This window comes from Paenibacillus sp. R-74696 (genome assembly GCF_055814915.1).
This window is the reverse complement of sequence record NZ_JBPULM010000046.1, coordinates 39,625-51,998: the sequence shown is the minus strand read 5'-3', so window position 1 is coordinate 51,998 and position 12,374 is coordinate 39,625. Positions and strand designations below refer to the sequence as shown.

At 45.5% G+C, this 12,374-nt stretch carries 11 protein-coding genes; 10 read left to right on the top strand and 1 reads right to left on the bottom strand.

Annotated elements, in window-relative coordinates; genetic code table 11:
• The first annotated feature begins 1 nt into the window (after position 1).
• The 9 genes from ACSR9A_RS24800 to ACSR9A_RS24760 all read left to right on the top strand — a co-directional run bounded on the left by ACSR9A_RS24800 (position 2) and on the right by ACSR9A_RS24760 (position 10,498).
• Positions 2–2,332, top strand: a complete 2,331-nt coding sequence (locus tag ACSR9A_RS24800) for a PEP/pyruvate-binding domain-containing protein (RefSeq protein WP_473760335.1) — start codon at positions 2–4, stop codon at positions 2,330–2,332.
• Positions 2,329–2,931, top strand: a complete 603-nt coding sequence (locus ACSR9A_RS24795) for a gamma-glutamyl-gamma-aminobutyrate hydrolase family protein (RefSeq protein WP_473760333.1) — start codon at positions 2,329–2,331, stop codon at positions 2,929–2,931. Before ACSR9A_RS24800 ends, ACSR9A_RS24795 begins: the two co-directional genes overlap by 4 nt.
• A gap of 2 nt (positions 2,932–2,933) precedes the next feature.
• Complete coding sequence (locus tag ACSR9A_RS24790) at positions 2,934–3,707, top strand: class I SAM-dependent methyltransferase (protein ID WP_341278788.1); 774 nt, start codon at positions 2,934–2,936, stop codon at positions 3,705–3,707.
• A gap of 17 nt (positions 3,708–3,724) precedes the next feature.
• A complete protein-coding gene (locus ACSR9A_RS24785; protein WP_473760331.1) occupies positions 3,725–4,462 on the top strand; it encodes a phosphocholine cytidylyltransferase family protein in 738 nt (245 codons plus the stop codon).
• A 20-nt stretch (positions 4,463–4,482) separates the two neighbouring features.
• Positions 4,483–5,538, top strand: a complete 1,056-nt coding sequence (locus ACSR9A_RS24780) for a hypothetical protein (RefSeq protein ID WP_473760330.1) — start codon at positions 4,483–4,485, stop codon at positions 5,536–5,538.
• A complete protein-coding gene (locus ACSR9A_RS24775) occupies positions 5,535–6,050 on the top strand; it encodes an adenylyl-sulfate kinase (protein WP_473760328.1) in 516 nt (171 codons plus the stop codon). Before ACSR9A_RS24780 ends, ACSR9A_RS24775 begins: the two co-directional genes overlap by 4 nt.
• A gap of 34 nt (positions 6,051–6,084) precedes the next feature.
• A complete protein-coding gene (locus ACSR9A_RS24770; protein ID WP_473760326.1) occupies positions 6,085–6,894 on the top strand; it encodes a helix-turn-helix transcriptional regulator in 810 nt (269 codons plus the stop codon).
• Between the two features lie 242 nt (positions 6,895–7,136).
• Positions 7,137–8,957, top strand: coding sequence for a helix-turn-helix domain-containing protein (locus ACSR9A_RS24765; RefSeq protein WP_473761252.1), 1,821 nt, complete (start codon positions 7,137–7,139; stop codon positions 8,955–8,957).
• Positions 8,958–9,088: 131 nt separating this feature from the next.
• Positions 9,089–10,498, top strand: coding sequence for a phosphodiester glycosidase family protein (locus tag ACSR9A_RS24760; protein ID WP_473760324.1), 1,410 nt, complete (start codon positions 9,089–9,091; stop codon positions 10,496–10,498).
• Positions 10,499–10,696: 198 nt separating this feature from the next.
• Here ACSR9A_RS24760 and ACSR9A_RS24755 read toward each other — a convergent pair whose 3' ends face one another.
• A complete protein-coding gene (locus tag ACSR9A_RS24755) occupies positions 10,697–10,981 on the bottom strand; it encodes a hypothetical protein (RefSeq protein ID WP_473760323.1) in 285 nt (94 codons plus the stop codon).
• 264 nt (positions 10,982–11,245) lie between these two features.
• Here ACSR9A_RS24755 and ACSR9A_RS24750 point away from each other — a divergent pair, with 264 nt between their 5' ends.
• Positions 11,246–12,247, top strand: a complete 1,002-nt coding sequence (locus ACSR9A_RS24750; protein WP_473760321.1) for an HRDC domain-containing protein — start codon at positions 11,246–11,248, stop codon at positions 12,245–12,247.
• The last annotated feature ends 127 nt before the right edge of the window (positions 12,248–12,374 follow it).

Here is a 12,374-nt window from a genome sequence, read left to right as displayed (position 1 = left end):
ATTGATCCTATTCGGTACAAAATCAGAAACGTTGGAGAGGCTTGAGAGACTAGTCAAGTGTGCAATCGTACTACCCCAGCTTCAATTTACCGCATATGAGTGGCGTTATCACCAATCGGACGTTTTAGACAGCCTTAGGCAGCTTTCATGGTCGGGGGCGCCACTAATTGTACGAAGCAGTGCTTCTTGGGAGGATGGGGCTGCGGCTTCCTATGCAGGTCGCTATGATTCCGTTCTTGATGTGTTTGGAGAGAGCGAAGTCATACAGGCAGTTAACAGGGTGCTTGCCTCCTATCAAGACGAGGATCCGGTCCATCATGTATTCATACAACCGATGCTTCCTAATGTTGCGATCAGCGGAGTTGCCTTTGGAGTTAATCCTAATAATGGCGGCAATTATATCGTCATCAACTACGATGATGTCAGCGGTGCAACCGATGCTGTCACCTCAGGCGCAACTAATCATCTCAAAACCTATCATTATTTCAAAGGTTCGCCACTGCCTGCAGTGAGGCCACTGGGTCAAATTGTTGACTTGATGGATGAACTGGAGCACATATTCGAGACACCCAGGCTCGATATTGAGTTTGCAGTGGACAAGGCGGGCAAGCTGTATCTTTTTCAGGTTCGGCCCTTGTTATTAACCTGCGATTTAGCAAGCCTTGACCATCAATCTGCGATACTAAAACGGATCTATGACAAAGTAGGACAAGGTCAAGCGAGGCAGCCTTACCTTTATGGACACAAAACGGTCTACGGTGTCATGCCCGACTGGAATCCAGCCGAAATAATCGGCATTCGGCCCCGGCCGCTCGCGCTATCGCTGTACAAAGAATTAGTGACTGACAGCATATGGGCCTATCAGCGGAGTCAATACGGATATAAGAATGTCAGGAGCTTTCCTCTGCTCATCGATCTTGGAGGATTTCCATATATCGATGTAAGAGTCAGCTTCAACTCCTTCTTGCCAAAGGAGCTGGATGCCGAATTAAGCGAGAAGCTCCTGAATTATTATATGCAAAGCTTGATCGATAACCCTCAGAATCATGACAAGGTCGAGTTTGAGATCATCTTTTCTTGTTTTACCTTCGATCTGGATACCAGATTGGAGATTCTCTATGAGCATGGATTCACAAAGCCGGAATTGAAGCAGCTTAGTCTTTGTCTGAAGGATCTCACGAATCATATTGTATGTACGGAAAATGGCTTGTTACAAAATGATCTGAGTAAAATCAACCAGTTGGAAGCAAGGCGTACGGAATTGCTGGACAGCTCAATCGACAAGGTTTCGAAAATTTACTGGCTGCTAGAGGATTGCAAGCGTTATGGTACGCTGCCATTCGCTGGGCTGGCAAGAGGGGGATTCGTAGCCGTACAAATGCTTCGTTCCCTCGTCTCCATTGGTATTCTATCGGAAAGCGACTACCATCGTTATATGAGCAGTCTGGAGACAGTCAGTACACAAATCAGTATGGATTACGCACAGTTAGGCATGGAGGAATTTTTAGCGAAATATGGACATTTACGACCTGGAACCTATGAGATTTGTTCGCTTCGTTATGACGAAGCACCAGAGCAGTATTTTGAATTCTCCTCATCGCGCGAGCTGAGCGGTGTGATAGAGAAGCCATCCTTCTTTCTTTCGCTTGCTCAATATAAAAGGATTCAAGCTTTATTGATAGAGCACGGTCTGTTAGATGGCAATGTGCTTGGACTATTCGACTTTTTTAAGACTGCGATTGAGGGAAGGGAATATTCCAAGTTTGTATTTACAAAAAGCTTGAGCGAGGCGATTCGGCTATTCGGCCAATTGGCGGAGGAATACGGTATTTCGAAGGAGGAGGCTTCCTTTGCCAATATCGAGGTAATCAAGCGGGCTTATGAGTCAGATTGCGATATACAGGGCTTGCTACTGGATAGTGTTAGGGCTGGCAAACAAAGATATGAGGCAACCTTGCAGCTGGAGCTGCCGCCATTGATTACCGAGCCCTCTAATGTATGGTTGTTCAGTCAACCGGAGCTTGAGCCGAATTTTATTACAATGAATCAGGTCACCAGCAAGATTGCATTCTCAAATGAGGATCATGAAAGCTTGCGGGGAAGCATTTTATTTCTTCCGAGTGCCGATCCCGGTTATGACTGGATTTTTTCCAAAGGAATTGCTGGCCTAGTAACCATGTACGGAGGCGTCAATTCACATATGGCTATTCGTGCTGGAGAGCTTTCGATTCCCGCCGTAATTGGAGTAGGAGAAAATTTGTATAACCACTACGGCAATGCCAAGGTGCTTGCCATCGATTGCGCGGGGAAAAACATGAGGATCATTCAATGATTATGATTGGCATTACAATGCGTGTCGAAGAGGTAGCGAGCCGCGGTGAGCGAAGAGATGCTATTGACCAAAGCTGGATCAACCTTTTAGCCATCTGCGGCTATATGCCGATTCTGCTGCCCAATCATTTGCCAACGGTTCAGGAGATGATACGCAGTCTGCCGATCCGAGGCGTGATTATGACGGGAGGCAACGATCTGCTAACGTATGGCGGGAGTTCACCGGAGAGGGATGAGGTAGAGCGATTTCTCATTCAATATGCATGTGACAGCGGCAAACCCTTGCTGGGCGTATGTAGAGGTATGCAAATGCTTCAGGATTTTTGGGGCATCGAACTGGAGAGGATCGAGGGCCATGTTGCGGTGCATCATGCTGTGCACACGCATGAAGGCAGCTTGAGCAAGAACAGCTATCACCGCTACGGATCTCGAATGACTGTAGATAAGCTCGTTGTAACCGCAAGGGCTGCCGACGGGATCATTGAGGCGGTCATGCACAAGCATGCCAGCATTAAAGGAATTATGTGGCATCCAGAACGGGAAATGCCGTTTGAACCAAGCGATATGAGCATGATAAAACATTTATTTGGAGGAGAATGAGAATGAATAAGATGATGCACGGTGATTTTACTTTGCTAGCCAAACAATATGTCAACAGACCAGGTTATTCGGAAGATATTCTACATGCGCTGATGTCGCATACGGGAGCAGCTAGCGAGGGTTTTGTGACTGCAGACGTAGGGGCGGGAACGGGGAAGCTAACCGAAATACTGGCCAAGCTCGGGATGAGGGGTGTAGCTGTCGAGCCTAACGATGCAATGCGGGAAGAAGGTATTCGTCTGGATACTTGCAATAAGCAGTTTGCTTGGCAAAAAGGTTTTGCGGAGGAAACGGGCTTGGCGAATGATTCGGTAAACTGGGTGTTTATGGCCTCTTCCTTTCATTGGACAGATCAAAAGCAAGCGTTAAGCGAGTTTCATCGTATCTTGAAAGAAGGGGGGCATTTTACTGCTTTATGGAATCCGCGGGATATTGAGCGAAATGAACTGCAGCAGCAGATTGAAAGCATAGTAAGACACTATGTCCCTGATTTAAAGCGTGTTTCATCAGGCTCGCAGAGCCACATGAGCGGTGTCGAGGAGGCGCTGTTATCTACGGGGCATTTCGGACGCTTAATATTTATGGAGGCTCCGCATACCGTTGTTATGACAAAAGAACGTTATTTGAACGCTTGGCGTTCGGTAAATGATATTCAAGTGCAAGCGGGGCAGATTCTGTTCGAGAAGATTATGGACGAGATCAGCCTTTGCTTAAGCCAGATTGATGAAATTGAGGTGCCTTACAAGACAAGAGCTTGGACAGTCCAAGCGATATAGGAAGCGGGTTGCATGAGATGAAAGCTATTCTATTGGCGGCAGGACGTGGAAGTAGGTTAGGCTCCCATACCCTGCATGAGCCGAAATGCCGCACTATGCTGCTAGGCAAACGATTAATTGATCGACAGCTTGAAGCGCTTCGCGAGGCTTCCATCCGCGATATCGCGATCGTCCGTGGATATATGGCGGGTAGGATACAAGTGGCTGGAGCAACATACTTCGAGAATAGGGAATGGGAACAAACGAATATGCTTGCCAGTCTGTGCTGTGCTTCCGATTGGCTGGAGCGCGAGCCTTGCATCGTTAGCTATACCGATATCGTCTATACGTCTGATGTTATCGAGCTTATGCTGCGCGCAGATGAAGATGACGATATTGTCATTCCTTACAATATCAACTGGCTTCCCTTGTGGGAAGACCGATTCCATAATCCGTTAAGCGATGCCGAAACGTTCAGACTGGGAAGCGACAGCCGAGTTATTGAAATCGGCGGCAGGCCAACATCTCTTCAGGAGGTGGAAGGGCAATTCATGGGGTTGCTCCGTATTTCGCCAAAGGGGTGGCGGATGATTCAACAATTTCTCTCCTTGCAGGATCAAAGCCTAGTGGAGCGCATGGATTTGACGGCTTTGCTAGCCGGATTAATCGAACAGGGGATTGCCATTAAGGCAATTCCTTATCGCGGACTATGGTTAGAAGTTGATCACGAATCAGACCTGTTGCTCTATGAGAACAAGTATGGAGACAGGCTATAAACCGGAAGGAGGGAATGACGGTGTTCAAACTGGATTTTGTGCCCTATAACACGAACCGAATTGATTGTTATTGGAATAATGTGATCGCCATTCTAATGACGAGGGATTCGGCTTTTGAATGTATGGTCCCTCTTATTACATCTCAATATGAAATAGAGATCCCCAATCGTGAATTAATAACTGACGCAGCTTACAAGGAAAAACAAGAGAATGGCGCATTGGTCCCGTATGTTACAAGGAATTTGCCAGACGTGCTATATGATGAATATTTTCAGAAGGTTGAATTGCCACTCTACAGAGATACCGATGCTATCGAACTCGTCAAAGGTTATTTGAATCAGGGTATGTATTGTATTCTACGATTGAATCGTTTTCATTTTCCCTTCTGCCTTGAATGCCGTAAAACGGATTTGATTCATCCCGTTTTGATCTATGGGTATAGTGACGAGCTATCCACATTCTATATGGTGGAAGACTGCGTTCCACCAGGGAATATCGTTAAGCATGAAATAAGCTACCAGGATTTCCAGCTTTCCTACGACTCGATTCCCGCAGATCAGTTGTTTGGATTAGGGCTGCGCGTTTTTAAGGAGCAGTTGGACCCGCAGGTGCCTTATAGGATCATCCAATCGAATATTGAAAAACAGCTTTACGGCGAATCTATAGTTTCGGAGGAAATGACAATAAAGAGAGGTCTAGGTGTATTGGAGTACCTTCGCGATCAATTTAGTGAAATTATTCTCTCTGCCCATGCTCTCAACTCCAATATGACTCACCGACTGACATACTCATTATTTTATCAGGAACGCAATCTAATGCTTATTGACTATTTGAAAAAGCAAGGTATATTCGGTAGCAATGTTTATGAAGAATTGCACAAGGGCTTCACTGATCTGTACAACAATTGGACGTTAATCCGAACCAAGGTCGTTCAATATTATGTCAAGCCGGATCGGCCTAATGCGCAAGCCTATGCGTTGACTATACGGCCTTATTTGGATGCTTGCATGAAAGAAAGTGAGCTTCTTATGCAGCTGCTAGAATGCTTGAATAAAGTCGGGGAGGAAACAAGTTGAACGAATCGGGCCGCGTTTATTGGATTACAGGACTTGCGGGCTCAGGAAAAACCACAATAGGTAAACGAGTATATACTCAGTTGAAGGCAAAAAGCGATGCGGTTGTTTTTCTTGACGGCGATATGCTAAGAGAGGTTTTCGGCCATGATCTTGGCTACTCTAGCGCTGACCGACATGCAAGTGCCATGCGTAATGCAAGGATGTGCAGGATGCTGGCTTTGCAAGGATTGGATGTGGTGTGCGCGACGATCTCTATGTTCCATTCCTGCCGGGCATGGAATAAGGAAAATATTTCGCATTACTATGAAATCTACCTGCGTGTATCCAAAGATACGCTAATTGCTCGTAATCAAAAGGAGCTGTATACTGGGGCTTTGAACGGACAGGTACAGGAGGTTGTTGGTATGGATATGGATTTTGAAGAACCATCGCAACCTGATCTAATTGTCGTTAATGAGGCATCTGCTTCTTTAGATGCAATTGTTACACAAATCTTGAAGCTGCCTGAATAATCGGGATTTGGCGGAGAGACGGGGGAATGAGGTTATGTTAAAGATTCAATTCTATTCCTTAATATCTCAGCAGTCGATTACGATGAACAGAAAGTCGCAACGACCCTTACAGCTGATCCATGGGGATCAAATCATGCTGCTGCTTGCGCTCAATCCAATGGAGCTTATGCAGGAGCAGCAAGCCATTTCGTTAGGTAGGGAGGAGCTTCTGCTTGCCTCGGGTCCATTGTGCATCGTGCCGCAGCACGAACCTACGATTAGCTATAAAGGGATTGTCTGCAATATTGAAGGTGAACGCACAGACGAGGAAGCCGAGTGGACTATATCAATCATCAAACCCGCTGATCGGGAATTAGCACAGCAGCTATTGAAAAATCCTGTTCAGACTGAACAGGATATCCATGTATTAGAGCGGTATCTACAATTATTCATCCAGTCGAATCCGAAAAGAAAAGTATGCGCAATGGAATCAGCCCGAAGGTCTTCTGAACAGATCGACAAACGAATAAGTTTCGTATATCGCTATATGCTGCTCCATTATGAGAAGCCGCTTACGCTTCACGACCTTTCGAAATTAGTAGGCTGCCATCCCGTTTATTTGAGCAGCGTATATACGAGAGTATATCAAGTATCCCCGATGCAGCATTTACAGCAGATTCGTATGAGAAAGGCTAGTGTGTTTGTTCGAAGCACGAATATGAAAATGAAAGAAATCGCTCATTCCATAGGCTATGTATCTAGTTCCCAATTCGGCTCCATTTACAAACGTTATTATGGCGTTTCGCCAAATCGGGATCGCGCAGCTACCATGATGAATACAAGTTGGATAGAACCCTATTATTGAGCCTTGCCTTACGTCCCATTTTTATGGGGCGTTTTTTGTTGGAACCTTTATCCGTTATCCGATACATGCGAACGACAATACTCTTTATAGGAACGCCATTATGTTACATCTAATAGCTGAAAATCATCTATAGTTTACTAAGCGTAAACTATAGATGCCCATCTTATCTTTTTTTTTCATATTATGTATAATTGGTAAAGAGATTAGATTAGACTGTCCACATAATGGAGGTATTTGCTGTGATGAGGATGAATGATTATTACCAATTGATATCATTATATATTTTTATTGTATCTATAGCGATTATTTCCTTTTTATTTATCTTTCTCGGTGCATCACATCAAAATTCCAATAATAAAAATATTGAGATTAATCAAGCCATTGAAGATGAACAACGAATCATTCCCGATTTAGGCGCATACTCCCTTCAATCATCCAAAGATAGCGATTCAAACTCTTTGGGATTAATAGGTAATATAAATTTTAATCTTGCAAATTTGAATAAGGACAATGCTGACTCTACGACTATCGTTCATTCCAAGTATACAGACTGGAAGTTCTATTCAAGTAGGGCGGTTGACATAAATGACACAAAGCTTTCTGTTTTTTCAGGCAGATGGATGTTAATAGTGGTCATTAGTATCTTAATGATTCTTGTTGGATTTACTCTTGTAAAACATATTCGCTATAAACCGACTCAATCCATCCTTAATAAGCTGGGGCAATACTCCATTAGACAAAGTGAGGAAGTAGGCATTAAAAATACGAATAATGAATTTACGTTCATTGAGATGGCAGTGGATCAGCTTCTTAAGAAGTCCCTAGATTATGAAAGCTTGTTTAAGGAATACAGTCTGCTTCGCCAGCAGCGTCTATTTTATGATTTGCTGTCAGGGCAGCAGGTCTTGACTGACAGGCAGTTCGAGACTCAAATGACAGCTCTTAATATGCCGTATCTATTCGATCGCCTCAGTGTCATCATAGTTGAAATAGATTACTACACACGTTTCACAGAAAAGTATAATCCCAGAGATCAGCATCTACTCAAATTTATAATAGAAAACGCATTTCACGATTTAGGAGAGCAGTGTAAGATTTTTGTTTGGCATGCTTGGATGGAGCCAAATCGTATCGCGTTTGTTGTTCATCAATGCAAATCAGAATTATCAGTTGCGAAACCAGTAATAGAGCTTGCGAGTGAATTTCAATCCTGGATTTTGCACAATCTGGAGTTGACGGTAACGATAGGGATTGGAGCTGATTCAGATAGCATTGAGACAATCGCGGAATCGTATCGCAATGCGAAGGAGAATGTTTCTTTAAAGCCTGTTTTTGGAACGAATACGTTGATAGATAATCGGGTAAGCTCAGGAAAAATCAGTCTGGACAATTACGCCTATTTGCAAGCTATAGAAAATATTGTACACTCGTTCCGCAAAAATGAATGCGATTGTAATAAAAAACTTACACAACTGTTCAAGCAGCTAAGAGAGATGAGATTTGATAAACATGAAATGTTTGCGTTCGTTAAAAGCTTTGTGATGCAGATGGAGAAAGAAATCAACGTATTGAATCCGGGAATTCAACAGCTATGGAGGAATGAATTCCTTTATAAGTTTACAGAGCTTTGGGCTCAGTCAGAAACTTTGGATGAGCTTGAGAAAGAGCTTATGAGTACGATGCTGGCATTCGAAGCTAGTGCAGATCAAGATCGTCAGGCTAGAAGACATCATGTTATCGCTTTCCAAGCCAAAAGCTATATCGATATGAATTTCGCCGATCCCCTTCTTTCTCTTTCGGGTGTTAGCGCCTATCTTAAACTTCAGCCCAGTTCATTAAGCCAGCTTTTTAAGGAAGAACTGGGCGAAAAATTCATTGACTACGTTCTGAGAGTCAGGCTTGAATATGCGAAACGATTATTATCGGAGACGGATGAACCGATTCAATCCATTGCGGAGCAAATTGGTTATCAGAACGTCATTTCATTCTACAGAGCATTCAAAAAGATTCAAGAAATTCCTCCAGGAGAATATCGAAACATACACCGAGCTCATTCGAAATGATGAGGAAAGCGATCTATTTTTAAAAAAGGCATAAACAAAGTTGGACCAAATGGTTCAATTGTTCCCTAGTTCTGCCGATATAGGTATAAGAGCCTAATTTTGGACATAGCTAGGGAGGACTAGAAACAACAATGAAATCATTAAACCAGTCATCATGGAAAAAAAGTATGCAGCGCACAGTCTTAGTCGGAGGCGCGTCGCTTCTGCTGTTAAGCTCAGCAGGCGGAGAAACGGCCTACAATTTTGGAGGTTCGGCGTATGCAGCTGAAGCACAATCAACTGTCAAAAATGTCACGATTACGTATCCAGCATCAGCCGTAACGGTTGCTCTTAATGAAAGGCTGCCGCTGCTCGCAAAGCTGAAGCTGTCAGAGCAGGTGACGCTGCGGTATGAATCAGGCAATGGCGCGGTAGCGCGCGTGAACAGCGATGGTGTTATTATCCCTGTTTCCGCAGGGAAAACTAAAATTCGCGTTCATGTGACCTCCGCTTCCTATAAGGGCAAGCTTGAGCTGCCAGTAACGATCCGTGCAGCATCAACTTCTTACAAGGCTGTGGCGGCTTCGAAGCGCGTGTCCGCAGGGGGACGTTCCTTCACCGTTCAAACCGTGGCGATTCCGAAAGGGATGCCCGTTACAGCAGGCCTGCCTAGCAGGACAGTCGGGTTGACGCAGGGCTTATCTGGAATAGCTTCCCTGTACAATGCAGCAGCAGCCATTAATGGCACGTATTTTGAATCGTATGGCGGAATTCCTGAGCCTTATGGCAACATCATTAGCGATGGCGTTGTCGAGCATATTGGAAATACAGGAACGAGCATTGGCTTTCAATGGGACGGCTCGGCTCTTATGGATACGTTGCAGGTGAAGATGAGCGGCAAAGTAAGCAGCCCCGGGAAATCCTCACAAAGCTGGTATGTGTATTTCGTTAATCGGACACCTACCCCAGGCAGAACTGCTGCCATTATGTATACGCCGAAACGCGGCAGCAAAATCGGCATGACCACAGGCTCAGCCGTAACGGTCAGCAAGGGTATCGTAACGAAGGTTAGCAAAAATACGAATGTCGATATTCCGAAGGATGGGTATGTTCTCTTCTTTACAGGGGAGGAGGAGCATTTGGCGAGCCGTTTCCAAAAAGGCAGCTACGTTGACTATACCGTCAGCTATAACGATGTTTCCGGCAAAGCGATTGACTGGAGCGAGGTGCATACCGCAATTGGTGCGGGCCCGCGCCTAGTGAAGGATGGCAAGCTGGCCGTTGATCCAGCGAACGAAGGTTTTGTCAGCCCGAAAATTTTAACCGACTCTGGCGCACGAAGCGGAATTGCGATAATGAACGATGGCTCGATTTTGCTGGTTACGGTACCGGCTGCGACCATAAAGCAATGGGGACAAATTATGGTCAGCCTGGGTGCTAAGCAGGCGATGAATTTGGATGGCGGCGCATCTTCCGGCTTGTATGCGAATGGCAAGCAAATTACGCCTGCCGGACGCGAGCTCAGCAATGCGCTTGTATTCAGCTCCTTGCCGAAATGGTAAGGGTTGCTTGAAAGCTGTTTAATTGACAGAAAGAGAGCACAACATGGCAGCATGACGTAAAAAATACGGCCTGCCTTGAAGCGGCAACAGCCAAAAAGGTTCAGCGAGACGAGGTCTCGCTGAACCTTTTTTTCATACCTGGTGAGCAGGCGTTTGTGCGGTAAATTCGTTGAAGGGGCTTGAGTAAAATTTGTCTTTCTAGCTCTGTTCCTCTTCTTCTGTCTCGGTGGAGAGCACAAATTCATCATCTGCTCCGGGATAGTCGCGTTTCAAATCTGCATGCAGAGCGCGGTTTTCATAGCTGAAACGGTTGTTAGGGCGCTGATCTTTGCGCCATGGCGAGCTTTTGCCAAGCGGCAGACCGGGTCTCTCCGCTGCGTAAGGCCCTTCTGGAAACTCCTCCGGCACCAGGTCATTTCGCTGTGATTCTACGGTTGAGACATCGGTTGAGCGCTTGCGGTCCTCTTCGATAAAACCGTCCATGTGGATCATCCTTTCTCCTTCCATTTTGCATTTGCAATACCTGCGCTTTCATTGTTCCCTGTTCGAAGGGCATCATGCAGTTTATAAAGCAACTGCTATATCTGTATATAAAAGCTTGTCAGATTGAAAAGCATATGATAATATACTGCTAATCGAATATTTGAACGTGAGGAAGCACCTCTCTATGGCTCTGGATGAGCTATGGGGAGGTGCTTTTTTTATGTCCTTTTATTTGAAATTGGAGCAGCCAGGGAGAGATGAAAGATGCAAATTTTCTTTTTGAACACATTTGAAAAATCCTCTATGGAGGAGGGCGTACATACCGCCCAATTGTCGATTTGCGAACAGGAGGGCATTTGGTCAGTACTATGGGTCGATGGCGAGCATACGGCAGCTGCGCCTGATGTCTGGTATGAAGGCGTTTCCTGGGAGGACATGCTGCTCGCCTTTCGCCATGGAGTTGCGGTACGAATGGGAGAGGGCTTTACGCCGGTCATTGAATCTATGCTGGAAGGCCGGCGCCATTCGGGAATGGGCAGCTTGCAGGCTATGGTACAGTGTTATGGCGAACTGAACGCAGATCAAGACTTGTTTGAACAATTAAGAGATTGGCGCAGGGTGAAAGCAGGAGGAGAGAAGAGGTCGGCTTACCTCATTGCAACGAATCGGATGCTGTGGATGTTCAGCACGTTTGTACCGCATACGGCCGAAGAACTGCTGCAAATTCCCGGGTGGGGAGAGAGCAAGCAAAATCGATATGGAGCTGAAATTTTGGCGATTACAGAGAAGCATGCCCGTGAAACAAGCTTTCCGCTTGACTGGGTAGAGCAGCTGCTGGACAAGTCTGATTTTACAAGGTGGTTGTATAAGCAGAAGGAAGTAAAATTCAAAAACGAGATGGACAAGCAGCTGCAGAAAAAGCGGATTCTCAGCTGTTTGAACAGCGAGGAGACGCTGGAGCAGCTAGGCGCCGGCCTCGAGCTGTCGCGCAGGGAAATAATGGACAGAATCGAACAGCTTGAAGCTGAAGGATATGATGTCGAGCCTCTTATTGCACGCGAGCTGCTGCGTATGCCGGAATCCGAGCAGCAGCTTGTCTGGGAAACGTTCGAGCAGTTGGGCGACCGCTACTTGAAGCCCGTGCTTCAGCAAGTATATGGAGCAGAGGGCTTGAAGCATGAACAGGTGGATATGCTGTATGAACGGCTGCGGCTGCTTAGAATCCGTTACCGCAAGGCTCATGCAAATCAGGCGCAAGCTATATAAGCCATGATTGTGTGTTGCTGCGTTCATCTAGTACTTTATGTCCGGAAATTAACTAGGTCCATAAATTTGGTGCGAAAATCCTCAAAATTGCCTTGTAAAGCATTTGAAAATGAACACAAACTCATAG